This window comes from Paenibacillus sp. FSL R5-0527 (assembly GCF_038008055.1).
GTDB lineage: Bacteria > Bacillota > Bacilli > Paenibacillales > Paenibacillaceae > Fontibacillus > Fontibacillus macerans.
Map to the genome: position 1 here is coordinate 6,274,756 of NZ_JBBOYI010000001.1, position 22,303 is coordinate 6,297,058.

At 51.5% G+C, this 22,303-nt stretch carries 39 protein-coding genes; 1 reads left to right on the forward strand and 38 read right to left on the reverse strand.

The features are described from left to right. Positions 1 to 15 precede the first annotated feature (15 nt). The 33 genes from NYE69_RS28065 to NYE69_RS28225 all read right to left on the reverse strand — a co-directional run bounded on the left by NYE69_RS28065 (position 16) and on the right by NYE69_RS28225 (position 19,533). Positions 16 to 1,584 carry a recombinase family protein gene (locus NYE69_RS28065; protein ID WP_340929125.1) on the reverse strand — a complete coding sequence of 523 codons (1,569 nt, stop codon included), beginning with the start codon at positions 1,582 to 1,584 and terminating at the stop codon, positions 16 to 18. Further along, positions 1,568 to 1,765, reverse strand: a complete 198-nt coding sequence (locus NYE69_RS28070) for a hypothetical protein (RefSeq protein ID WP_340929127.1) — start codon at positions 1,763 to 1,765, stop codon at positions 1,568 to 1,570. The genes NYE69_RS28065 and NYE69_RS28070 overlap by 17 nt, the downstream gene beginning before the upstream one ends. A 39-nt stretch (positions 1,766 to 1,804) precedes the next feature. Next, entirely contained in the window at positions 1,805 to 2,287 is a 483-nt protein-coding gene (locus NYE69_RS28075; RefSeq protein ID WP_340929130.1) for an ArpU family phage packaging/lysis transcriptional regulator, read from the reverse strand. A 52-nt stretch (positions 2,288 to 2,339) separates the two neighbouring features. Next, a complete protein-coding gene (locus tag NYE69_RS28080) occupies positions 2,340 to 2,825 on the reverse strand; it encodes a hypothetical protein (protein WP_340929131.1) in 486 nt (161 codons plus the stop codon). Positions 2,826 to 2,862: 37 nt separating this feature from the next. Beyond that, positions 2,863 to 3,483 (reverse strand): hypothetical protein, encoded by a 621-nt coding sequence (locus NYE69_RS28085; RefSeq protein WP_340929133.1) that lies wholly within the window; start codon positions 3,481 to 3,483, stop codon positions 2,863 to 2,865. Between the two features lie 16 nt (positions 3,484 to 3,499). Further along, entirely contained in the window at positions 3,500 to 3,646 is a 147-nt protein-coding gene (locus NYE69_RS28090) for a hypothetical protein (RefSeq protein WP_340929135.1), read from the reverse strand. A gap of 160 nt (positions 3,647 to 3,806) precedes the next feature. Then, positions 3,807 to 4,010, reverse strand: a complete 204-nt coding sequence (locus tag NYE69_RS28095) for a hypothetical protein (protein ID WP_340929137.1) — start codon at positions 4,008 to 4,010, stop codon at positions 3,807 to 3,809. 12 nt (positions 4,011 to 4,022) lie between these two features. Next, positions 4,023 to 4,625, reverse strand: coding sequence for a dUTP diphosphatase (locus NYE69_RS28100; protein ID WP_340929139.1), 603 nt, complete (start codon positions 4,623 to 4,625; stop codon positions 4,023 to 4,025). Between the two features lie 88 nt (positions 4,626 to 4,713). After that, positions 4,714 to 5,115 (reverse strand): hypothetical protein, encoded by a 402-nt coding sequence (locus NYE69_RS28105; RefSeq protein ID WP_340929142.1) that lies wholly within the window; start codon positions 5,113 to 5,115, stop codon positions 4,714 to 4,716. Continuing rightward, the gene (locus NYE69_RS28110; protein ID WP_340929144.1) at positions 5,112 to 5,279 is read right to left on the reverse strand and encodes a hypothetical protein; all 168 of its coding nucleotides are present in this window, start codon (positions 5,277 to 5,279) and stop codon (positions 5,112 to 5,114) included. Before NYE69_RS28110 ends, NYE69_RS28105 begins: the two co-directional genes overlap by 4 nt. Positions 5,280 to 5,291: 12 nt before the next feature. Continuing rightward, entirely contained in the window at positions 5,292 to 5,561 is a 270-nt protein-coding gene (locus NYE69_RS28115) for a hypothetical protein (RefSeq protein WP_340929146.1), read from the reverse strand. Next, a complete protein-coding gene (locus NYE69_RS28120; protein WP_340929149.1) occupies positions 5,558 to 8,074 on the reverse strand; it encodes a DNA methyltransferase in 2,517 nt (838 codons plus the stop codon). Before NYE69_RS28120 ends, NYE69_RS28115 begins: the two co-directional genes overlap by 4 nt. A gap of 6 nt (positions 8,075 to 8,080) precedes the next feature. Next, the gene (locus NYE69_RS28125) at positions 8,081 to 8,515 is read right to left on the reverse strand and encodes a MarR family transcriptional regulator (protein ID WP_340929151.1); all 435 of its coding nucleotides are present in this window, start codon (positions 8,513 to 8,515) and stop codon (positions 8,081 to 8,083) included. Between the two features lie 19 nt (positions 8,516 to 8,534). Then, positions 8,535 to 9,218 carry a hypothetical protein gene (locus tag NYE69_RS28130; protein WP_340929153.1) on the reverse strand — a complete coding sequence of 228 codons (684 nt, stop codon included), beginning with the start codon at positions 9,216 to 9,218 and terminating at the stop codon, positions 8,535 to 8,537. Next, entirely contained in the window at positions 9,218 to 9,559 is a 342-nt protein-coding gene (locus NYE69_RS28135) for a hypothetical protein (protein ID WP_340929155.1), read from the reverse strand. The genes NYE69_RS28130 and NYE69_RS28135 overlap by 1 nt, the downstream gene beginning before the upstream one ends. Further along, positions 9,556 to 9,891, reverse strand: a complete 336-nt coding sequence (locus tag NYE69_RS28140) for a YopX family protein (RefSeq protein ID WP_340929157.1) — start codon at positions 9,889 to 9,891, stop codon at positions 9,556 to 9,558. The genes NYE69_RS28135 and NYE69_RS28140 overlap by 4 nt, the downstream gene beginning before the upstream one ends. Before the next feature lie 145 nt (positions 9,892 to 10,036). Further along, positions 10,037 to 10,369: a hypothetical protein gene (locus NYE69_RS28145; protein WP_340929159.1), complete on the reverse strand. Its 333-nt coding sequence runs from the start codon at positions 10,367 to 10,369 to the stop codon at positions 10,037 to 10,039. 5 nt (positions 10,370 to 10,374) lie between these two features. Further along, positions 10,375 to 11,691 carry a replicative DNA helicase gene (gene dnaB / locus NYE69_RS28150; protein ID WP_340929161.1) on the reverse strand — a complete coding sequence of 439 codons (1,317 nt, stop codon included), beginning with the start codon at positions 11,689 to 11,691 and terminating at the stop codon, positions 10,375 to 10,377. Next, complete coding sequence (locus NYE69_RS28155; RefSeq protein ID WP_340929163.1) at positions 11,688 to 12,029, reverse strand: hypothetical protein; 342 nt, start codon at positions 12,027 to 12,029, stop codon at positions 11,688 to 11,690. The genes dnaB and NYE69_RS28155 overlap by 4 nt, the downstream gene beginning before the upstream one ends. Then, positions 11,956 to 12,870, reverse strand: a complete 915-nt coding sequence (locus NYE69_RS28160; RefSeq protein WP_340929166.1) for a replication protein — start codon at positions 12,868 to 12,870, stop codon at positions 11,956 to 11,958. The genes NYE69_RS28155 and NYE69_RS28160 overlap by 74 nt, the downstream gene beginning before the upstream one ends. Positions 12,871 to 12,886: 16 nt before the next feature. Then, positions 12,887 to 13,621 (reverse strand): hypothetical protein, encoded by a 735-nt coding sequence (locus NYE69_RS28165; protein WP_340929168.1) that lies wholly within the window; start codon positions 13,619 to 13,621, stop codon positions 12,887 to 12,889. Then, positions 13,622 to 14,242, reverse strand: a complete 621-nt coding sequence (locus tag NYE69_RS28170) for a 3'-5' exonuclease (protein WP_340929171.1) — start codon at positions 14,240 to 14,242, stop codon at positions 13,622 to 13,624. It lies immediately after the preceding gene. Continuing rightward, complete coding sequence (locus NYE69_RS28175) at positions 14,243 to 15,001, reverse strand: MBL fold metallo-hydrolase (protein WP_340929173.1); 759 nt, start codon at positions 14,999 to 15,001, stop codon at positions 14,243 to 14,245. Then, positions 14,998 to 15,351, reverse strand: a complete 354-nt coding sequence (locus NYE69_RS28180) for a hypothetical protein (RefSeq protein ID WP_340929176.1) — start codon at positions 15,349 to 15,351, stop codon at positions 14,998 to 15,000. Before NYE69_RS28180 ends, NYE69_RS28175 begins: the two co-directional genes overlap by 4 nt. Continuing rightward, positions 15,352 to 15,564: a hypothetical protein gene (locus NYE69_RS28185; RefSeq protein WP_340929178.1), complete on the reverse strand. Its 213-nt coding sequence runs from the start codon at positions 15,562 to 15,564 to the stop codon at positions 15,352 to 15,354. It abuts the gene before it with no gap. Then, positions 15,545 to 16,462 (reverse strand): RecT family recombinase, encoded by a 918-nt coding sequence (locus NYE69_RS28190; protein ID WP_340929180.1) that lies wholly within the window; start codon positions 16,460 to 16,462, stop codon positions 15,545 to 15,547. Before NYE69_RS28190 ends, NYE69_RS28185 begins: the two co-directional genes overlap by 20 nt. Before the next feature lie 15 nt (positions 16,463 to 16,477). Beyond that, the gene (locus NYE69_RS28195) at positions 16,478 to 16,630 is read right to left on the reverse strand and encodes a DUF6906 family protein (RefSeq protein ID WP_340929181.1); all 153 of its coding nucleotides are present in this window, start codon (positions 16,628 to 16,630) and stop codon (positions 16,478 to 16,480) included. After that, positions 16,627 to 18,201: an ATPase gene (locus NYE69_RS28200; protein WP_340929183.1), complete on the reverse strand. Its 1,575-nt coding sequence runs from the start codon at positions 18,199 to 18,201 to the stop codon at positions 16,627 to 16,629. Before NYE69_RS28200 ends, NYE69_RS28195 begins: the two co-directional genes overlap by 4 nt. A gap of 76 nt (positions 18,202 to 18,277) precedes the next feature. Further along, positions 18,278 to 18,544 carry an Acb2/Tad1 domain-containing protein gene (locus tag NYE69_RS33815; RefSeq protein ID WP_445744795.1) on the reverse strand — a complete coding sequence of 89 codons (267 nt, stop codon included), beginning with the start codon at positions 18,542 to 18,544 and terminating at the stop codon, positions 18,278 to 18,280. Beyond that, positions 18,445 to 18,699: a hypothetical protein gene (locus NYE69_RS28210; RefSeq protein WP_340929187.1), complete on the reverse strand. Its 255-nt coding sequence runs from the start codon at positions 18,697 to 18,699 to the stop codon at positions 18,445 to 18,447. The genes NYE69_RS33815 and NYE69_RS28210 overlap by 100 nt, the downstream gene beginning before the upstream one ends. 176 nt (positions 18,700 to 18,875) lie before the next feature. Next, complete coding sequence (locus NYE69_RS28215) at positions 18,876 to 19,037, reverse strand: hypothetical protein (protein WP_340929189.1); 162 nt, start codon at positions 19,035 to 19,037, stop codon at positions 18,876 to 18,878. Then, positions 19,025 to 19,294 carry a hypothetical protein gene (locus NYE69_RS28220; RefSeq protein ID WP_340929191.1) on the reverse strand — a complete coding sequence of 90 codons (270 nt, stop codon included), beginning with the start codon at positions 19,292 to 19,294 and terminating at the stop codon, positions 19,025 to 19,027. The genes NYE69_RS28215 and NYE69_RS28220 overlap by 13 nt, the downstream gene beginning before the upstream one ends. Further along, positions 19,291 to 19,533 (reverse strand): DUF7667 family protein, encoded by a 243-nt coding sequence (locus NYE69_RS28225; RefSeq protein ID WP_340929193.1) that lies wholly within the window; start codon positions 19,531 to 19,533, stop codon positions 19,291 to 19,293. The genes NYE69_RS28220 and NYE69_RS28225 overlap by 4 nt, the downstream gene beginning before the upstream one ends. A gap of 91 nt (positions 19,534 to 19,624) precedes the next feature. On the opposite strand from NYE69_RS28225, the gene NYE69_RS28230 reads away from it, so the two are divergent. Then, the gene (locus tag NYE69_RS28230) at positions 19,625 to 19,828 is read left to right on the forward strand and encodes a hypothetical protein (protein WP_340929195.1); all 204 of its coding nucleotides are present in this window, start codon (positions 19,625 to 19,627) and stop codon (positions 19,826 to 19,828) included. On the opposite strand, the gene NYE69_RS28235 is transcribed toward NYE69_RS28230, so the two are convergent. The 5 genes from NYE69_RS28235 to NYE69_RS28255 are packed head-to-tail and all read right to left on the reverse strand — an operon-like array spanning position 19,825 to position 22,299. Further along, on the reverse strand, positions 19,825 to 20,265 hold the full coding sequence (locus NYE69_RS28235) for a hypothetical protein (protein ID WP_340929197.1): 441 nt from the start codon (positions 20,263 to 20,265) through the stop codon (positions 19,825 to 19,827). The genes NYE69_RS28230 and NYE69_RS28235 overlap by 4 nt on opposite strands. 31 nt (positions 20,266 to 20,296) lie before the next feature. Beyond that, positions 20,297 to 20,548 (reverse strand): hypothetical protein, encoded by a 252-nt coding sequence (locus NYE69_RS28240; RefSeq protein ID WP_340929198.1) that lies wholly within the window; start codon positions 20,546 to 20,548, stop codon positions 20,297 to 20,299. Positions 20,549 to 20,608: 60 nt separating this feature from the next. Continuing rightward, positions 20,609 to 21,028, reverse strand: a complete 420-nt coding sequence (locus NYE69_RS28245; protein WP_340929200.1) for an ORF6C domain-containing protein — start codon at positions 21,026 to 21,028, stop codon at positions 20,609 to 20,611. Next, positions 20,973 to 21,917 (reverse strand): hypothetical protein, encoded by a 945-nt coding sequence (locus NYE69_RS28250; RefSeq protein ID WP_340929203.1) that lies wholly within the window; start codon positions 21,915 to 21,917, stop codon positions 20,973 to 20,975. The genes NYE69_RS28245 and NYE69_RS28250 overlap by 56 nt, the downstream gene beginning before the upstream one ends. After that, positions 21,904 to 22,299 (reverse strand): BRO-N domain-containing protein, encoded by a 396-nt coding sequence (locus NYE69_RS28255; protein ID WP_340929207.1) that lies wholly within the window; start codon positions 22,297 to 22,299, stop codon positions 21,904 to 21,906. The genes NYE69_RS28250 and NYE69_RS28255 overlap by 14 nt, the downstream gene beginning before the upstream one ends. Between the last annotated feature and the right edge of the window lie 4 nt (positions 22,300 to 22,303).

Genomic DNA, 22,303 nt, shown 5'->3' on the forward strand with positions numbered 1-22,303 from the left:
ATCAAGCACGCAAAATTAAACGTATGTGTCGACGTCCACCTCTCCATCCTTATTGACCTCGATTCTCTTAACCATATGCATGAGTAACATGCGTGTTTTTTCAACATCATCGTATGTTGTCATTTCAGTCAACTCTTTTAGATACTGTTTAGTTTCTCGAATGACTTTCTCACGATCGAGGCTCCTGAGTTCGTTAGCCTCAATGATAGCCAAGCGATGCTCCGACTCCGATATTTCCTTTTCATATTGTGCTTTTTCAAACTCATACTGAGCATCGTCAATTTCACCCAACATATGCTGGCGCCGTACTTCAAACAAGAGCTTCCGGTTTTCCTCAATCCGTTTTTCCAACTTTCGTTTGTCCTTCTCCGTGTTGCTCTCAGGCAGCTGAGAATTGATTTCGGATGCGCCCTCTTCCTCCAACACCCGAATTGATTCCCGGACCCTCTCCAAAATGTCCTTAATCAGCTCGTCCCGAAATTCGTAGTACGGGAGCCACTTACCATTGGAGCATCCAATCTCACCAGTTCTCCGTCGCCGCGAGCACATCAGGTACCGATAATCTTTGCCGTTCTTATTTTTTGTTTTGGATCCCATCGAAACCATGGCCGTACCGCACTCTGCGCAGAAGATGAATTTTGAAAAGACATTAACAAAGGATCTTCTTCCCCCGCGGGTCCCTCCGCCTCTAAGCAAACGAATCTCCTGGGCGCGGTCAAACACCTCTTTTGAGATGATTGCTTCATGTGTCTGAAAAGGCGTCTTTTGCCATTCTGATTTTGGTTTCATCACGAGCTTTTTACCTCTGTCCATGAGGTCCGATAAGTCATTGTATGAAACCTCCGTTGTATGACGGCCATAGACAGTGTATCCGGTGTAATTCTCGTTTTGGAGAATGCGTTGTACTGATGTTAATCCCCAGACACCGCCACGATATGACGGGATTGGGGTGTTCTTCTCGTTGTCTCCGTTTAGATAATTTACGATGTTCTTCTCGCCATTCCCATTGAGATAAAGCTCAAATATCTTCTTTACGATCTCAGCCTGCTCTGGAATGACCTCCAGCGTCTTTCTCCCATCAACAACCACTTTTCGATAACCGTAAGGAGGAATAGATCCTATGTAATTCCCCTTGGCCGCCGACTGCCTGATTCCTCTACGAGACGACTGACTTATATCTCCGCTTGTGTTTTGGTTGACAACGGACTTGATCCCAAAAAGCAGCTCGTCGTCCTTCACGGCCGAGTCGTATCCGTCCTCTATGGACACAACTCTGATTTTTAAAGCATTGACAAGAATCCGTTTAAGCGAGATGGCATCCAATGCATCCCGACTAAAACGCGAGAGAGAGGCGAACCAGATTGATTTGATTTCGCCCCTTTTCGCATCTGCTATCATTTCCTGCACATCTTCCCGAGCCACAATACTTGTAGCTGTGTCTCGATCTTCATACACTTTTGAGATTGTTATATTCTCCCGGCTTGCACGTTCACGAATGAAAGCTTCTTGGTGTTCTGGACTATCCTTCTGCGAATCTTTTAACGTGGATACACGCACATATGCTCTATCATCTTTCATGACCATTACGCATTTCCCCCGAAATGTATTTTCGCAAAACATCATCCACATTGTACGCTACAGCCCCGTTATTTTCTAGTGCTTTCATAATCGCTCTTTTGGCAAATGCTCGGATAATCTCATCTGACTTTTCCTGATCACACACCCTATGATACCTGATCGTGAAGGATTTTTTGCTTTTCCCCATGTTTTATCACCCACTATTAGGGTATGAGAAGGGGCTTGGCTAACTTGCCCCTTCTCGTTTCTCATTACCTGTTTTTTCCACTATCAAATCCAGATTGGAGGCTAACTTGAAGAAGGCTTTCCAGCGAATCTTGTCATACTTCCCTGAGCTGATCGGCGGCTGGAACACAAAATTGTACACGTGCTGATCGGTGATGTAGTCGTGTTCCTTGGTCAAATATCGTTCCTCGATCAGAAACCGTTCCATCCGAGGCATCCGGCGGACGACCCTCTCTATCCGCTCGCAATACTTTCTCCGTTGAATCTGCTTATCTACGTTGTGGACAGCGATATCCCCTGTCTGGTCGCTGGTAGTACCTGTGTAACCCCGGGGAGATAAGCTGTAGCTTGCCGTCGTGCTCGCCTCCCGCTCCTCCTCATCTTCCGTGAGAAATTTATAATATCTGTATTGTTCCAGCGCGCGCTCCACGGCCTCCTGCGTCTTGCTTCGATCGATTTCCGGGAGAAAGCTTAATTGCTCCAAACGCGCTCACCTCCATCGTAGGGGATACCCCGGCCGAAGCCGGGGCGGGCAATCAATACGGCAAAACATCCGATTCGGAATCAACTCCAGCCATAGGGTCATCTTCTTCGCCGAAATCAAGTTTTGCCTGGTTAGGATCCTCCACCTCAACCGTTCCGTCCGGATTGATTTTCCCTCTCAATCCCTCGCGATACTTCTTCTGATGTTCCCTGAACTCTTCAAGCGATTGACCAGTCTTGGCGATCGTCAGGGTCACGTCCGTCCCAGATCGGCTGTAGAAGGCGCTGCTGCTCTCTTCGGATGTTCCGCCCTTGACCTCAAACTCCAGGACAGTCTTCTTGTCGTCACGGTTAAGTTTCTTAAATTCTGCCTCAACACTAACTCCATCTACTCCATCAAGTTCGAGTGTAACCACGCTCCGGGAAAGCGCCCGAAGCTCTTCTCTGTCCTCGTCCTCACCCTTGACCCAAAAAGTCATGGATTCCTTCTTGCTATCGCGAGTCTGTTTATTAAATAAGGCTTTGATTGTGATAGACATTTTAATTTCCCCTCTCGGAATGATTTATTGAATAATTTCAGTTGGATTGGACCGGATGGTCAGCAATGAAGAAGTTTCCCCAGTCATCTCTTTGCAATTTACTTTCGGCTGCAGGACGGACCTTCAGCTCCTCACCGCATTCGTGACAAGAAACTTTCGTTTCATCCTCGGTAATGTAATGTTTTCCTTTGTGTTTGCAGTCTGGATTCTTGCACCAGTACCGGCAGCGGTAATGGGGGACACCATCCTTGTACTTAATCCCCGTCTTGTAGTGGTCTGGCACCGAATCAGTGGGCTGATGTTCCGCCTTTAATGACTTGCTAACCAGTTCACCAATAGGCGTTTCTAGCGTCCTGCTCGAGCCAATCAACGGCGGCTTAACTATTTGAAGATTGGCTTTCGGCTCTGGATTTTCAGCCACCGGAACGTCGACTTTCTTCTCAGTAAGTAGCAACTCCTGAGTCTTAGGGGCGGGTACCTTCTTAACAGGCGGTGACTCAGTACTCTGTGGAATGGGCGGCTTGGAAGTGTTCGGCTTAACACCAAACACCTGCATAAATCCCTCGATGATGTGCTGTTTATTTTCCGGAGTGGCAGAATCAATTTCCAGCTCCCCACTACCTACCTCTGTTTGGATGTTTACTCTCAACCAACTCATAGATCAATTCTCCTTTCTATCGATTCATCACGATAATTGCGATTGCGATGATCGCCGCGCAGCAGATCATGGCCAGGTTTTGCGCGAACGATTTATTCCGATCTCCCTCGGCGATCGTTCCCGCGAACGATATACCGGCGATGATGGATAAAAAGATGATCATCTAATACTCGCCTCCCCGTTTCCGGTACTTCCGGGACTTAGAGGATAGCTGCGGCGCCGTGGTATTAAGTTGGCTCTCGATTACCTTCTTGGGTGGCGGCCAGTCGGCTCCGATCTTTTTACAGTGCTCCGCGATCTGCTCCGGCGACCAAAATTCCCGTTTAAGACCCTTGTCCAGCATCCCGCTTCACCTCACCATAAATCTCAGCCAAAGCTTGCCAAGTCTGCCGTTTGATATCCTCCAGCACTTGGAACACTTGACGTGGGGTAAGGCCGTCATTCTCGACCATTTTAATCATCCCAGTTACAACAAAGGCATGCGCTCGATTATTGGGGTCAAATTTTAGATTAGGTGCTTCACTCATACCCGCGCCTCCTCAATACCCATTCGATTGTCGCTGGTGATTGACTTTGTTCTTGGCGACATACGCATCGGCGATCTGGTCGAAGGTGAAACCTAGGTGTTTCTCCCCGAGTGCGTAGAAGATAAATAGCGATGACCGAAGATGATCCCTACGCCATTTCTTCACATCTTCCGGTTTTTGGTATAAGAACTGGTCGCCGATAATTAATCCGACATTGTGCAACAAATCAATAAATAAGATATTTGTTTCAACTTCCGGATCTTCTTCCCAGACGTATAGGTCATCCGCCGGAAGATCAAGCTGCCGCGCCAGGCTAAGAAAGAAGTGCAGGCAATCGACGTATTCTTCAAGCAGCGGATATGTTACATGCTCAAACGCGTCACCCGTTCCGTCCTCCTTATCCCGAAAAGCAATGGTCCGTTTTTCGTATCTCGGCTCCCGATCATTACTCCAATGCTTAAACCCGCGCCATTCGTTCGCTAGCTCTCCGATCTCTACCTGCAGGGCCAGTACCGTATTCGGCAACAGATCCCGACCTTCCAACCCCTTCTCCCGGATGATCCGGGCGTCGAGCTGCTTCTGCATTTCGTACATTTGTTCAAGGGTAAGTGCCATTTATCTCAATCCTCTCATTTTGGTCTACCTAAGCATTACGATCAGCACAGCAGCAACACAGATAATCATTACGCAGAGTGCGATTGATTCAGGCCATTTCATGCTTATCGCTCTCCTTGTCACTTTGGATCGGCTTAAATTCCCCAATGTCCTCGCCATAAGCCCCTTTATAGACCTCGCGGTCATGGTTCCAGCAGTTCCGGCACATCCGCTTACCTATGGCTGGGTCGAACATGTGCGGATAGCTCAACTCTGTTGCCGTCTCGCCGCACCAGTCACATTCCAGGAAATCCGGTAGGCTTGAAACCCATACGGTTATATCTGCGGCAAGTTGATAATTATCCGTTGCTTCGGCATAAGCTAGAAGCGCCGCCCGTGCCGCCGGGTCTTTGGCCGGCTTAAGCACAAAATAGTTGCCTGCCGCCTCCTGCCCCGTCTCTCGATTGATGATCTGGTATTTGTTATAAAGGCCTTTATTTTGATCGCTCACATTTCACCATTCCTTTCCCTTCGATCGTTTAGTTTCCAGTAATACAACCGCGAAAACATCTCAATTTCCCGGGTCCATTTTGCTGCTGATATATCCTTGAGCCGATCATATAGGGCGCGGTAGTCAATGACGTTTGCCGCTTCGTTCTTTTGCTCGCCGGCCAAGTCGCTTCCTCCTTAGAACAGCGCCAACTGCTCGGGTTCTTCCGGCGGCTGCTGCGCCACCCGCGGCACCGCAAACCGATCCCAATTCGGGGCCGGCCATGCCCCGGCCCCGTCCGGATGCCGGAAGTAAACCACCTCCGGCCCATCCGGGATCACGACGCGGGCGACGAATCGGGCCGGGCCGTCAAGTATGGTGGTAAGATCGTGCGTCCAGTCACCGGGTGGAGCTGCCTGGATACCAGCCAGCAGCGTCATGCATTCGTCGTGGGTAAGCTGTTTCATGCCAAATCCTCAAGATCGAACAGCGTGGGCATCTCTACTTCCGCCTCAGCAGCCTTCAGGTATCCGATGCCATCCCGAAAATAGTCGGCGTTGAGCTCAATTCCGTACCCTCTCCGCCCCATCTTGACCGCCATATAAGGTACCGTCATCAGGCCGCCGAATGGGTCGAATACAAGATCGCCGGGGTTGCTGTACCGGTTGATGATCCGCTCCACGATATCGAGCTGCAGCGGGCAGACGTGCATCTGCTGGCGGCGCTGGCTCTGCGTGGTGTTGAGCGTCCGCATGCGATTGATGTCGTCCCACACCTCATCCGTCCAGGATCCGGGAGCAACTACCATAAAGGTAGCCGGCAGCTTTCCGTCCCGGTCCAGCTTCTTCGCAAGCTCCACGTGTTCGGCATAGCTATAGACGTTGCCCCTCGAGTATTTCCGATAGGCATCCTGCAGTTTTTCGACTGGGATTGCTGCAAGCTCATCCTTCGTAAGCAGCCGGTCACCACTGGACCGCCAATACCCATGCGCGTCGATCTGCCATTGCGCCCGGGTGTACTCCTCTTTGGTTTTGGTGACCGGTTCGTCGGCGTATGCTCGGCTTGTGTCGCTCGGCAGCCGGCGGAATAACAGGATGTACTCAGGGCAACCGACGCCCATCTTGCTGCCGTCCTTACATTGCTCCGACCATCCGAGGCGGTAAGTCTGGTTGTTTTCCCGGACCACATCCGTTACAACCGTAATCATCCCGAAATAGCGGAAACCGTGCTTTTTGTAGTGCTTAATGCAGTCCGCATGGAAGTCTTCCATGGTCGGCATGCCGTCGCCAGTCGCATTCCCGAACAAGACCCGGTCTTTCACGTGGATCGCCGCCACCCGGCCGGGCTTCAGGATCCTGAGCAGTTGCGGTGTCAGGTGGTCCATCTGCTCGAAAAACCGCTCTGTATCCTCGTTGTGGCCGAAATCGTTATAACTCGGCGTATATTCGTAGTGGTTTGAAAACGGGATGGACGTATGAATCAAATCGACGCTGCAGGCTGGCATGCTCTCCGCCTCCAGTACGCAATCGTTATTCACGGCCGTCCAGCGTTCGCCTTGTAATTTCACTCTCTCAACTCCAATCGTGCGGGCCAGCTTGTCGAGAACTGATGTCCCCGATAGCCCATATTTCTTGATGATTTCGACCATCTTACCGACCAGATAATCATGCTGCCGCCACTTTTCGAGCAAGGTTTTCATAATCTCGACTTCGCTCTCCATGTGGATAAAGTGGACTTCACACGAATGCTTTTGGCCGAACCGATAAATCCGGTGAACCGCCTGAATCGTGTCGTTAAAGCTGTAGTCGATGCCGGCAAAAACTTCGATATGGCCTTGCTGAAGGTTTGCCCCCGAGCCGAGAATCTCTGCTTTGGACAGGAGAACGGTGTACTTCCGGGCTTTCCAATCCAGGATTCGCTGCTCTTTCTCGTCGTGCGGCAGGCTGCCGTAAACCGAGGCGACGGAGATTCCTTCGGCGGCCAGCGCACGCTCGATTGCATCCTGCTCGTCGTTCAGGTGACACCATACAACAACCTGCTCCGGCAGATTGGCTTTGACGATCTCCACCACCCTGGCGACTCGCTGCCCAATGCTTTCCCGCTTCTCCCGAGCCGCATCCTTAAGTCCCATGGCCGCATCCCGGAGCAATAGCAATTGTCCATCCCGCTCTGCTCCGGCCTCGCTGTGGTCGACCGGCAGCTCGTGATATTGGATATCCAGCGGCGGCAGGTCATATCCATCGTCTGAATATCCCAAGTCGCTCGGCTTGGTGATAAACAGCGCCCAGGTTGATACCCAAAGCCAAAATTCCGTTTCCTTATGCGGGTACAGCGTCAGGTTGTTGGCCTTGGTCGAATCCCGCTGAAAGAACCGCGTCAGCGCCTGGCCAGTGTCCATGACCTCCAGAAAGCCGGCGTAATGGATAAGCTCCTTGTATTTGTTCGGGCTCGGCGTGGCGGTGCAGACCAGCTTGAAAGGCACGCCCTTAAATTTGTCGAGGAACGTCTGGTATGTCTTGGTGCCGTATCCGCGCAGTACGCTCGCCTCGTCCAGCACCGCGGCCGTGAAATATGTCGGATCGATGTCGCCGTCCCGAACCCGCTCGTAATTCGTGAGAAGGATGGAGCCGGCGGCGGCCTCTACCTCCGCCATGGTCCGGACGTATTCCGGTTTTACCATCCCCAGCAGATTCAAGGCGTCGTTTTCAAACTCCAACTTCACGCCAAGCGGAAGGACGATTAGTGCCTTTCCGCCCCGATGCTTCACGACCAGCCGGCAAAACTCCAGCTCCTGAACTGTCTTTCCCAGTCCGAAGGCTTCGAACAGCGCCCGGCGGCCGCCGCGGAGTGCCCAGGCAACCCCGTCCCGCTGGTGTGGCTTGAGTACGGGATGTATTTCATCCAGGGAGACTACAAAGCCCGTCTCCCTGGCTATCTCGATTTTGGTTTTAAGAAAGTCAATGTATTGCAATGCGGACACTCCCCTTCACTTCCTATCAAGCCCAAGCGCAATGGCCATCCTGCAGATATCGTATTTGCTGCGGCCGAGCGCCTTAGCTGCTTCCGACCGAGTATAGTTCTTGTAGTTTTTGAGCATCCATTTGCGTTCGGCAGCCGAGATTACCAAAGGTACTTCCTTGGGCGGCGGTGGCGGTGTATCCGGCTCTGGCCGGTGGATCGTACCATCATCATCCGTAATCGCCAGTTCGCCAGGCGATAACCTAATCAGTACGCCGCGTTTAACGAGTCGGGAAAGGATTGTATTCACGGAATCCACCTCGATATCCAGCCGTCGCGCCGCTTCCTTTCGCGTTCTGCTTACGAAAAACACATCCAGTACCCGCGCTTCCCCCGGTGAAATGTGCTTATCCTCCATAAGCTGGTGAATGCGGTCCTTAAGTTCAAAGCTAATATCAGGCATGGAATCAGCCTCCTTTCCGTTAAAATAAGAACGCTTGTTCCGTCACTTGGGTGTGACCGTCCGCCGCCGCAGGCTTCCCGCGCCGTTTGCTCGATTTGGACTTCTTTTTTTGTGCTTCCTTGTACTTTTCATATCCGTCCGGATCGACGATGGACCAGACTACCTCTCGCTGATAGATCCGCGGGTAATCGTCCAGGCTCCCACCGTTCCGCACCCGATACACAGCCTCGCCGATTTTGGCGATTACGTAAGCGTCCACCACGTCATGGCTGGGGTTGGAGTAGCCAAAGTGCTCCAGCGCTGCGGCCGCCATAACCTTCTTCTTGGCTGACCCTTTAAGCCGCTGTTTGCTTCCCTTTTCTCCTACCCAGTTACTGACTCGCACGAATTTCTTAACGGCATCCGGCGCCACTTCGTCAAACGTTAGCCCCTTCCGGGTGATCATGCTCTCAAGGCCACCGTGAATCTTGGCCGTGGTGACAATCCTCTCGGTGGCGTAGCCGATGCCTTCCTTCATAATCACATCCCCCGGCTGCAGGATCCGGTATAGCTGGTTTTCCAAAGATACCCGCTGCTCTTGGGTTATTCCGCCCGGAGCGGACTTTCCTTTCCCGACCAGCACCGTTTCAAGGATCGGGGTTCCCGCAACATCGAGGATAACCACCCCGGTATGCGTCGCCGGGTCGATTCCTACTATCCTCATTATTTGACCGCCGCCCTTTGCCGGGGCTCATATCCGCTCCGGGTCCACATCGCGATTGTCCGGAATGGCAGCCCCTCCCGGTGCATCTCCTGAAGCTTATCCTTAATCGCCTGCTTGCTCCTTCCAAAGCGCCGAGCAATATCCCTAAGCCGATAACCCTTCATGTAGAGATCCGCGATGATCCGCTTTTCCCGATCGTCATACCTCTGAACGGTTTCCGGAAATCTCGATTTCCCCCGACGCTGGAGTTCCCGAGCAGCTGCGTATTTCATGGCGAGGTCACATTCTTCATGCAAAGCGACCTGGAGCAGTTCCCGCTTCTTAGCCCGCTGAATATTCATTGATCCTGCACCTCCAGCAGCTCGGGGTTGTCGTGGATGTTGCCGATTTTCTCGGCGGAGTCGTCGTTGTCGAGAACCAAGTACAGCCAGTACCCTTCGTTGCTGTCCATGGATTCGGCAAGGATGAACGAAGCGAGCTCATCAACCCATTTGACAACGCCTTTATGCTGCGTATCGCCGCCGTCATAATCGAAGATTGTGAAATATAAGACGTCTCCCTCATAAATCCTTTTCTTGTCCCAAGTCATTCTTCCGGTATATTGACCAGCCGTTTTGCGATCAATTTCAAGCTGTTGAGTAAATCCTCCCGGGCCGCCGCTGTTCCAATTCACAATTTGATATATCCCATCCGGGCGTGCACCGTAGCAGTAATCGATATAAATTCCACCATATATCCAGCTTCCCGCAGGAAGTAGCCCGTGTTCCTTCATGGTTTTCCCACGAAAATCGTAATCTCTCATTCAGTTCACCTTCCTTTCAATCATCATCCAGCCAGGCCCCAATATCGACCTTCTTGCCCGTGTCCGGTTCGTCCGGCGGAGCCGCTTCCTGTTTGCTCGCCGGCTGCTTTGCGGCCGCGAGTGCGGTTTCAGGCGGCGGAGTGACGGCGCCCGGGTAAAAACTCACTCCCCGATCCCGGAGCCTGTATTCTTCGGCCACTTTCCACATCCGATCATAGGCGGACTTGTACGCAGCCACTTCCCTCGGAGTGCTCAGCGGGTCCTCGATCAGTTCCGCGCACTTCACCATCCGACTGCACAACTCGTTAAACTCCTCGTCGTTGTCGATCCGGTCAGGTATTTTTGCCATTTCCGTCACCCAGCCTTCTTTACAGGCTCTTCATCAGAAAACTTCGAGAACTGGCGAAGGAACCACATTTCCACGGTTCCGGTGCCGATATTCCGCCCTTTGGCGATGATCACCTCAGCGATGCCCTTTTTCTCCGAATCCTTGTTGTAGTAGTCATCCCGATAAAGGAAGATGATAATATCGCCATCTTGTTCCAGCGAACCGGATTCCCGCAAATCCGAAAGCATAGGTCGCTTATCTGGGCGTTGCTCGACGTTCCGGCTAAGCTGGGCTAATGCAACGACCGTTATGCCGTATTGCCGGGCCATAAGCTTTAAACTGCGGCTGACATAAGACACCTCTTCGCTCCGGTTTGGGAACTTCATCCCGGACGGGATCAGCTGCAGGTAATCGATGTAGATCACGATCCGTTTTCCCGGGTTCTCCTTAACCAGGCGTTTGACCTCGCTGCGGATATGCTGCAGCGTCATTCCAGGCGTTTCGTCAATGTAGATCGGGAGCCGGTCGAGTTCATCCCGTGCGTAGCTGTATTTCTCCCAATCGGTATCCAAGAAGCCACCGGACCGCATTTTATGGCTGTCGAGATTGCCCAGCGAGCAGATGAACCGCTCTGTAACGGTGATCGCCTTCATCTCCGCCGAGAATATCCCAGCGATTGCTCCCGAGCGAGCAACGGCTATGGCATCATTCCCCATGTAAGCCGTTTTCCCCATACTCGGCCGCGCTGCGACGATCACGAAATCACCTTTCTGGTGGCCACCTGTCATTTTGTCGAGCTTCTTGGACAGCGTAGGTGGCCCGGTCATACCCTTCTTTTTAGCCCGCTCCTGGATATCCTCGATGTGTCCATCCAGCACGTCCGCCATTTTGATCAACCCGGCACCTTTCTGCTTGGGGGCGAGCTCGGCCAGTTCTTCCAACTTCGCCCGGGCATCGGCAAGATGCTTTTGAACGTCTATTCCGTCCTGCTGCCCTTTTACGGCCATGGCCTCCATTACCGCGGCGGATTCGCGCTGAATGTATGCATTTCGAATGATTGCTTGGTATTGCTCGAATCGCGCCGCCGTCGGAACGGAGGAAGACAATTGACTAAGGTATGAAATGCCGCCCATGCGCATCATTTTGGACCCGGAGCGCGCGGCCATGAGTGTAAGGTCGATCGTCCCATCCTGCTCGTAGACAAATTTCATGTACCGGAAAATCAGGGAATGCCGTTCATCTGCACCGAAATCGTCGGCCGTCAGGTAGCAATCATCTATCAAATCCGGCTGGAGAAGGAAACTCCCCAGGACTGCCGTTTCCGCTTCGTAAAGTCCGTTCATCGCCGCGCACCCCATTTCTTTAAGATGTTCTCAGGTGGTGGAGTGGCATTTTCCCACCAATTCTCCTTTTGTTCAAGGAGCAGAGTGGTTTCGAGCTTCTGTTGCTCATAGTCGGTTTGCTCCTCCAGATCGGCCCGTACGATATCAGAGATTTCCGGGAAAAAGTGCTTCGTTTGGATGTAATGATTCAGGTTCCGAAGCGCCCTTTCCCCGTCGATATCGGCAAGCATTTCGCACCACAGGCGGAATATGCCAGGGTTCTTGCTAAGATTCGGGGCGCTGTTCGGGAAGGCCGCAGTAGCCTTCGCCAGAATTAAGCTGACCTCGTTCTCCGTCAACGCCGGCACCCCCCATCTGTTTTTTTAAGAAGTCCAGATTTTCGGATAGCGTATCGTTATTGCTCGAAGCCAATCCTTCAGGATCAACGGTAGGATAGTCCTTCCATCTCTCTTGGTTTAAATAGGTGGCTGGGTATGGAATGAACTTGGTTTCGGTCTCGAGCAGCTTGCAGGTTTCTACGAAGTTATTTGTAAAGGCGATCGCTTCGTCCGGATTAAATGAGTTGTGCTTACATAATCTCTTCCAAGACTCTTGGGCCTTTTTTCTACTCACCTTTCTTGGATAGATTTTGTAAAACTCATCGAAGAGAGCTTCTTTATCTTTAAAACTTATATTTAAAGAACTTATATCTTTATCTGGGGGTCTCTTTTGATACCCCAAAACCGGCTCTTGAGGGTTCAAATCTGATACCCCAGGGGGTTCAAATCTGATACCCCTATCCCCATCATTAGGGGGGTTCAAATCTGATACCCCGGGAATCGAGAACAGATCAAGTTGTTCATCCATCGAATCACCGCTTTTTTGAATTTCCCATTCATCATAATTTTTGTTAAAGGACAGCCTCCGCGGTTTAACACTCGTTTCTTTTTGAGTGACGACCAAGACGTTATAGCGTATAAGGTTTGAAGTCTCTCTTTTGATCGAGCTCTCCGGGAGGCCTGTGTTCTCCTGCAAAAAGGAGAGTGAGAAATCATGGTCTTTCCGGTGGAAACCGTATGTGTAACGCCATACAATCAATATGATCCTGAACTGAGTGGCGTTGAATTTGAACTTAGCCGCTGCTTCAATCAGTTCATGAGCCACCGGGGTAAACCCGTTTTCCTTCTGGACGTCCGCCATGCCTCCTCACCAACGTTCAGGTTGTAATTTCCTTCGCGTGCTCCACGATCTGGCCGGCGAGTTGGCTGATTTCTTCGGCGCCAGCGTCATCAACCGGGGAATCAAGCCATTTGTAAAGCAGTTCCTCAACCTTGGCCCGCAGCCGCTCCTCCGGCGTTTTCTCGGCGGTGTAGCCGTTGGCAAGAGCACAGATGAATTCATACCCATGTGCCGCGGCATACTCTCTTATTGACTCAAGCCGAGGAAAACTGTGCCCAGATGAGATTCGTAGCAAGCACTTAACGATATGGTCAACATCATAACCATCATCGAAAAAGCTCTGGAGTGCATCTACCACATCCCGCGGCAGCTCCATCAACGGTTGCTCCCCGGCTGCCTTTTCGATCGTTTCCAGGAGCATCTGGCGTTCCTGTCTTAAACCCGCCAACTCCTTCGCATGCCTGGCCAGATCGTCAATTGCTTTGTCGTGCTGCCGGCGCAGCTTATTGCATTCGTTTATTTTTTGATTGGCCACGGACTCGGCAAAACGCTTATGTTCGCTCGCCTGGTCGAGTTGCCCCCGGATCGCGTTGTATTCGGCTTCGGTGTAGAGGAGCTCACCGTCAGAAGAATGTACACCCATTCCATCTCCGTCATCATCGGCTACAAAGTAATGCGAGTCCTTGATGTACGAAACCGGGAAGAGCTCCCCTTTTTTGCCGCGATACCAAGTCCAATGGTTTGTATCATTCGTGATTAAGACCATTGGCACCTAAACCACCTCCCGAGTTTCGTATTTGTTTTGCGTTCCAAAGATTGTTGCATGTTCAGGTACCCAATCAGGCGGACCATATTTACTTAAGTAGCCCAACCTATTCAGAAAAACATCCACCGGTTCAGCAGCATGCATAGCCTTGAGTAACTCCCAGCAACCAATAACATCGTTCAACGCACGGTGAGCCCCATCTAGTACAATCCCGTATTTAGCGCACATGTCAGTCAACTTGTGAGGGTAGGTATGACGTTCGCGGCTAATGGTGAGAGTATCGATAAATGGATTTGAGAATGATTTCCCGGCCAATCTCTGAAGCGTATGGTGCAAGAATTGGAGGTCAAACGCCGCGTTATGGGCAACTAGAAGACTGTCCCCCATGATGTTCCGAAAAATCCGAAAAGCGAGTGATTCGTCCATAGCATCAGTGAGCATTTCATCAGTAATTCCAGTGATTTCCGTGATTTTCGGTGTCAGTTCACGTCCTGGTTTTACAAGGGTATGGAAGCCAGTTGTAATTTCGCCATTCACCACTCGAATGGCCGCCATTTCGATCACCCGCTCATTTACCGGATCAAGTCCGGTCGTTTCGAAGTCGAAAACTGTGATATTGGAAAGCAATTAGAGCACCTCCAGAAAATAATCTCTTCTATTAATGAATCCTTTTTCAAACAGCGCCATCCGCACCGCCTGTGAGGCGAGCTCCGGCGTGTTGTTATTGCTGCTCAAGTGAGTCAAGTAAATCCGCTCGCCGCGGCCTTTGATCAGCTTTTGCAGAGCCGCAGCAGTTTGGTCGTTACTCAGATGCCCCCGGTGCGGGTCCGCTATCCGGTCTTTGAGATAGTCGTCATAGGGCCCCGCCAGCAGCATCTCCAGGTCGTGGTTGGCCTCTATGATGTAGATGTTGCCTTCCATAATGGCGAGCATCTCGTCATCGATGTGACCTGTATCAAATACCACGCACGCGCGGTTCCCAATGTCGTCCTCTACGGCGTATCCGACAGGCTCCAGGGTGTTGTGATGGGTTTGGAATGGATACACGTGCAGGCCGCCAAGTTCGACCGTGTCATACTTGCTGTATGTGGTTTCAAGGACCCGCTGCAGTTCCTCATCTACACCGCTGATCTTCTGCCATTCCCCATGCGTTGCGTAAACCGGCATGCGGTACTTATTAGCCAGCGTAAGGCCTTTGATATGGTCGCCGTGGGCGTGGGTGATGAATACGCCTTGGATATCCGTCGCTGCATTGATGCCCCGCGCCAGCAGCCGCTTTTCAAGGTCACGCTTCCACTTGCCCGCGTCGATCAGGATTCCGGTAGAGCCGCTTTGTAAGTGGATGCAGTTGCCGTCGCTCCCTGTCGCGAGAATCTCGACTTTCATGGCATCGATGGTGGCAGGGATAATCCCAGCCGCTCCCGTTGTTCGTTTGTAAGGCCGAATCTGATTATTTCCTCTAAGCTCCCGGCCACTTCAGCAGAGCCCCATTGCTGGCAATCCCATCCGGTATAATCGCATCCAGCGTCAACGGTGCCGAATCGGCCATCTTTGAGCCGGAAAACTCCAATCCAATTAGGTCCATCATTTTTGCCGTCAGAGATTGCGATGATTTCCGCCACATCCTCGCGGTTGAATGGTGCTGTAAAAACAGACTTCGCAAATTGCACCACTTCCGGAGCGCCGGCGGCTTCAAATGCTTCTCTCCAATTGTAGTTATTCAGTCGTTCAAGCATTTAAATGCTCCTCTCCCTTTTGATTCGTTCCTGCCAACTCCTGTCAAATGTACATCCCTTCGCCGGCCATTCTTTATAGCGGCGGCCCCGGGAGAAGGAAACGAACATATCCGTCTCCTTCTCGTAGTACACGCCGTTCAGGGGCTTTTCGCCGCCAAGGTCAGCGCCGCCGAATAGGTCGAGTTGCTCGACATCAGAGCGGGAGGACGTCATCGGCCGCCTGCTTCTCGGCAATGTGGAGGTCCATCACCTTCAGAAGCGCCTTATATTCTGCTACCGTAGGTTTTTCGCCTTTGATCTTGCCGTGTTTGGCGATGTATTCCTCCATGCCTTCTGGTGTGGTGATGCCCAATTTTGAAAAATTCTCTTTCATTTTTTCCCGGCATTTTTTGAGTTCGGAAACTTCATCAGCCGGCGCATCCTGTTTTGGCTTTTTCTCTTGATCGCCCTTAGTGGATTCAGCGGCAGCTGCGGCATTGACTTCCTCGGTGATGTCCTTCCGAACTGGTGGGGCCGAATCTGCCTGCGGCTGCTCAATGGTTTCGTCACCAAATTCAAGGCCGTACTGTCTTTTTAGCGCCCGCTGCTGGGCATGCTTCCCGATCATGTCCGGCTCCCACTTATTCCAGTTGTCTTTGTTCTGGCCGGTGTACATATGGGCGATATGCTCTTTGTCAACGAACTCTGTAACCGGACGAAATCCGTCACGATAAGCAATCGAATACGCGCCGATGATTTTGCCGCGCGGGAACGAGATTTCGTGTGAAAGAATTTCCCAGTCGTCCGATCCGTCTTCCCGTTTAATCTTGCGAGCTTTGAACTCGTCGTTTTCGCAAACCACCTGCGTATCCGGCGGCTGGAATCCGTCCTTTTCCCGCGCCTTGGACAGGTAAGCCTCCGCCGCGAACTGGATGCGAGCCTGATTGCCGTATTTAATAAAGAAGATTTCGTTTTTAAACGGGTCCAGCCCGTAAGATGCCGCCTTATGAGCAAAGAGCAAGAATTCGGCATCCGATGCTGTTGGGCAAAGCGATGTTCTGATCACATCCAAAACGGCCGGCTGAAAGGCTCCCTGAATTTCGGGGGTAAGAGTAAGCTGATTATTTGCCATATGATTGCGTGCCTCCTAAAAGAAAATGATTTTGACTTTGCCGGTATAGCGCTGAATCAAATGCCATCTGTCCGGCTCCTGCTTGCTGATCAACCAGTCCGACGGGGTAGCAACGTGGTCAGCCAGCATCTTAAGCTGGCGGCGAGTGGGGTTCTTGCCCTGTTTCATGACAACGACTCCGTTTCGATTTTGAGTTCCTGGTCTTCAACGGCCCGCCCGGTGATCAGTTGCCCATAGATCGAAATCTCGCCCGTATACTCCCCGATGCCGTCGATAAAGGTCGGGACGATCAGGCCGGATTGTTTGTGCAGCACTTCCGTAAGTTCCAGGCCTGCGGCGATCTTTTCGCCGGTTGAGAGCGTCGCGTAGTCTTTCCCCGCCATCTGGATCGAGAAATCCGGCTCATATTCGCCCGTGGTCTTCACGTACTTGAAGAGCCTGATCTGGAGAGTGGCGAACAACGACTGGACCTTTCCCGCCTGCAGCTCGGCCTCTTTGGCCCGGTATGCCTTGATCGCATCCAAGATGAAAATGGACTCTTTCAGGCTGGCGAGCGTGTCGGCCTCGGCCTTTTTGGCTGCGTCTACGTCCGCCTGTAGCTGCTGCCGTCCCTCTTGGGCTTTGATCGAATCCTCCAACTCGTCCCGCTTCCGCTCGAGCTCGCGCATGTCGCCCCACAGCTTGGAGACATCGACCGGGTCCATGGCGGCCAATTGCTCCTCCAACCCCTTCCGCTTGGCAACCAGGGCCGCATGCTCGGCGTGGAGTTCGTGTTTCCGCTGCTCTTTGCTGTCGGTTACCGCCTTGACCGCTTCGTCGTCCAGCGGTCGCTTGCAGCTCGGGCAGGTGTCCTCAATCGGTTCGTTGTAGACCTTCATGTATCGATCTTTGGCCGCCTCTACTTGCTGCCGCGCTGCAACGAGTTCCGCCTGTAACGCGGACCGCCTTTCGTTAACCGTCTTGGCCGACTCAATCTGCCCCTCAATTGCTTTGATCTGTTCCAGCAGCGCAGCCGACTCGGCTTTTGCCGCCTCGATGTCTGCAGGCCCATCCGGCAGGCGGTCCAGTTGTTCCTGTAGCGTTTTGGTGCGGCTCTGCGCGGCGATGTGCTGCTTCTCAAGCTTCGATTTCTGCCCGCCAGTCCCGCCGTGAATCTTCTGGAGATCGTCGAGCGAATGCTTCTTGGTCAACTCGTCGAGCTTCGCCGCGGCCGGGTTAAGCGGAATGTCCTTCGGCTTTTGCCCTGGATCAGTCCGGCTCATTTCGGCCAGGACTTCGGACTTCGCCGGCGGAACGGTATACTTGAGGATCTGTTCCCGCTGCTTAGTCCAGTGTTGGGTGAAGAAGAACCCCGGGTTATAAAGGGATAGAAAATCCTCTTTGTTGAATAGGTCGGCCACAGCAGCCGCGTATTCCTTTGCTTTGACCGGAACATCGTTGATCAGATAAACCGTGTCCCCGCCGTCAATTCCCCGTTCGAAAACCCTCTCCTCGCCGTCTAAGCTCATGGTGAGACGGGCCCGGACAACGTCAAAGTCGTAGGTTGTTGGAGACGGATTCCATGTCTTGCCGAACAGGTCTGTGCCGAAGAATACCCAAGCAGGCGCCTCGCCGATCGTTGTTTTCCCTTCCCCGTTCTGGCCGGATAATTTCGTTATGTCGCCATAATTGACATCCACTTTACGGGTCCCGGCGAAGTTTTGAAGCTCCAGCCGGATGAATTCAATTCGCTTTGCCAATTCACGTCCCTCGCTTTCTTGTGTTATATTGAGGTTGGAATATTTCTTATTGGCCGCTCTCTTTTGGGCGGCTTTTTTATTGCTCTTCCAATTTGCCTAACCAAAGCTCCGCCGTTTCAATGTGCGTGATAGCTACGCTGCGCTCGCGGCTGTTATCCAGCTTTTGCACCTCTTGCAGCGCCTCGGATAAGGCGATCAGCGCTTTTTGCAGTTGGTCCATGCGGTTCACCTCCCTTCCTGAATCTAAAGCTCGGCGAGTTCTTGCTTGAGTAGTTCGATTTCTTGTACTACTTGGTTCAGGACAGCGACCTTGGCGCTGGCTGCAAGGCGTTTGAACCTGCATTTCTGAATCTCGACGCTCCTGTTTCCGGAAGTAAGTTCAACATTTTCACAAGGCTCGCTGTACTTGATAAAATCCTCCAAGATCTCGATGTTCTTTTTGATTTCACGAGCTTTATCAACCCGCTCGCCCATGTATTGCAGCGTTTGATCATCCATGCCTTTCCCTCGCTTTCGCTTGATTCTTGGGTTCAGAAACCCGATTTTGGCAAAAAAATAATAGGCTTAGCGAAAATCAGTCGTTTTCGCAGTCCTCACAGAGTCGCGGATAACCCGGTTCATCGCCATCGATCAACGTTCCGCAGCACTCGCACAGCAAGCCTTCCAGGGCCATTTCAGCAGCTTCTCCCATCGTCCTCCTCACCTCCTTCCAGGGCTTCCTCCATCTTCTCGTCACGCTCCCGCTTGTAGGCGGCTATTTCATCCTCCTGCGGCTGCTGGGCCTGCTGCTCGCCCCATAGCGGCTGAGAGAAGCGGTCGAGGTTCAAGGCGTCCACGCACCGGACTGGACCTGCCGGACAAACTCCTCAAATGTGATCCCGCGCTGCGGTCGAATCCGAAGGGTTCGAAAGACGAGGCCCAGCCGGTCAATGTCGTCGCGGCGGTCTAACAGCGGCTTGCGCAACAGGCTAAGCATCATTCGGTATTTCCGGTATTGCCGTAGCGCCCAATCTGCCATTTTGCTGCGCCCCTCCGCCTCCAACTTGCCCCGCAGGAAAAGGAAGAAGGCCATTTTCATTCGAATCATTTTCATAAGCTCTGCGCCTCCAATTCATACAGTTTGTCGCAAAAGTAACGGACCAGGTCCTTATTCTTGATACACTCGGCTACGTATGCTGCTTCTTTCAATCCGTCGATCTTTTGCACCAACTCCGCGTTGTCACGCAAGGCTTTAACCAGCTCCGGCCCCTGTAGTGGGCTTAGAGTGCCCGCAGCAAATTGCCGATACAGATGAGCCGGAACGCGATGAGTTGAGTGGATAAAGATCGCCACATTATCACAATCCTTTCTGGTAGGATTTCCCTCCCCCACGTCGAAATAGGTAGGTGTTCAGACTTACCGATTCGAGAAAGGGGCGTGTAAAATGGATTTCTATGACGAAAATAATCAAGCATTACGTCAAGTTAGTGTTGTTGTAAGAGATAGCCTCGGGGATTTGGCCATCCAGTTGTTGTGTGCCCGCCAAGACATCACAAAGTTGGATTACCATGAACTGATTATCGAATTAAGCAACATCGTTAAAGACCTTCATAGCGCATATGAGCACGAATATCACAGATTAGACTAGCGCTGAAGGTGATCTTCCCCTTCAACAGCCCGTATGTTGACCTTGTTCAAAAAGTTGATTCCCTTGCATCTGTAATTCTCTCGTACTTTGTCCAAGGCCATTATCACGGTCTTATAGGGCAATCCGCTTTCCAACATGCAAGACTCAATTTTTTTTACCAATTCGTGAAACTCATCTATTGCCGCCGCTCCAACGGCGGTTTCTTTTTGCTCATTCAACTTTGCTCGCCTCCATTCTTGGATTTGACGATCAAGCATAGAGATTAAGATTTTTGCCGTTTTTTCGGTAAGCTTGATGGCCGTTTCCCCTTCGCCCATAGGGGAAAGAGTCATTGTTCGTGTCTCGTCGTCGGGTATTAAGGCAAACAAAATTCCAGGTTCTTTCGTGTTAACCGCCATTGCCGTTTCATTGGCGGTTGCTTCTTTTTGGTCGTCCATGTCCACCATCCTTTCGTTTGGTTGCTTATTCTCATTCCCGCAAACAGTCCATAGCAGAAAAAATAAGTTTGAGGGCTTCTATCTCCAGCAAAACATCTTCCTTAAATTCCTTATCTTCCAAAACTTTAAAAGGGCGTTCGATTGCGAGTGCTAATTTTTTAGGGAGAAAACTTAATTCCCCGATGTTTTCCGAAAGCTCCAGAATCCCCGCACCCTCTAGCGAATTTTTTAATCGCTCCATCCCCACCTTTCGTATGGTTGCGCTCAGCGACTCTGTTTGCATAGACGCCCGCCTTTCGTTTGGATTGTGTTGCATATCAAGTTTTCAAAGAGCGAATAAATCCTAAGGGGCCAGTTCTCCCATGATCTGCGCACATGTCTCGCAAATCGGGCCGTCGTCGGTGTCCAGCGTGCCGGGCCGTTCCTCGCAGAGGAAGCAGGTGGTGACTGGTTCAGCCTTGGCCGCTGGGGTCCATTCCCCGATCCACTCAAGAGCCCGGTCATAATCGTGTAGTAGCGTGTCCCAGTAGGATCGGACACCAAACTTCTTGTAAAACCCGTTCCAAAGCTCCTGGAAATACTCCTTGCTGTAGGCCCAATAATCTTGGCTGTCCTTCCCGCCGAGCAGCAACGCAACGCGTTCCTTAGCCCGCCGTTGTAACATTCGCTGTTCCCGGCGAGGTTTCCGGGCTGACTGTCTAAGTCGTTCATTCTCCCGTTTCAATGTCAATAACAGTTGCGGATCGTACACGCCGATTTCCATCTGTCCCACTTCCTAACACCTCCAATTCGATTCCTATGAGTTCTGATAAATCCTTGCGATTACGTTCCAACGTTTTGAGTAGGTTCGACCAAAAGATCGTCAATGTTTCAATAGCTTCTTTACTATCTGGAATAGCTGCCAGATGCGCCAGCGCCGTTCCGAGAGATGATTCTACGACGCCTCGGGTTTTGTTCAGCGCCTCTTGCAGTTTGCGGAGATCATGGAGCTGCTTTTCCATGGTCAAGTTTCGCTCCGCCATCTCCTCCTCCAGTCGCCTTTTTGCGGCTGTGAGTTCTGCATTTTCCTTGATTAGTCGGCCAAGTTGCTCCTCATCTTCCTTGGATCTCCCCTTGCGCTTCTTCAACTCGTCGATCTGCGCCAGAAGCTTCTCTTGCTGTTCTGTGTGCTGCTGGATGGCCAACTGCCGGGCCGCCTCCGCTTGCTTAGCGCGTTTTTCGGCTTCCGCTGCCGCTTTCTCGGCGGCTTTGAGGGATTTCACCAACTCCTTGTATTCCTTGTGAGTTTTGATATTTCCAGAAAGAACCGCATCCACTGCTTCTGGGTTGGCTGACGGTTTAGATATTTCATAAGTAAGAGATAAAGGAAGATCCTCGATCAGTTCTCGTTTCTCGCAATTTGCGAGAATCAATTCATGCCGACCGATCCAGCGATACACTTGATCTTTTTTAAATCCGAGAGAGGTGTACCACTCTTCAAAGCAACCATATCCACGTTTTGCTAATGCATCCTTCGCTTCGCTTAGTTCTCTTCCAAGGTCGGTATAAGCTTGACTAACGATGTTTCTCATTGATTGCTCTTTTTGTTGAAGATAATCAGATGTCTCCGAGTCAAGAACTGAGTAATCAAACTTAATTTCAGGCAAGTTCATATATTAAAACCACCGCCTCCTCGTAAGGGATAAGAAATTCATCTTCTGCATACTTTGCGATTCGCCCAATTGGTACGTCTTCACCAAATTGATTCATGAGGGCCTTGACTACCTCTTCTTTGTTCACATCCGTCCCCCCTTTTCGAGAATCACGTAGTACAGGCCGTCTTCGTTGATGATGGTGGTTTGTTTGTTGTACGCCTCCTGCTGTTTGAAGGGGGTAAGTTGAACTTACATCCTCTGGCAGTCGATCCTTTACCATGCGCGGATTGCTCAATTCAAGAACCTCGCATACATCTTTCAGTACGAACCATGGTTCGCCGTTTTTCTCAATTGTTCGAATCTGTGCGCCGTTGAAATTGAAAATTTGCGGTTTGTTCATTTGC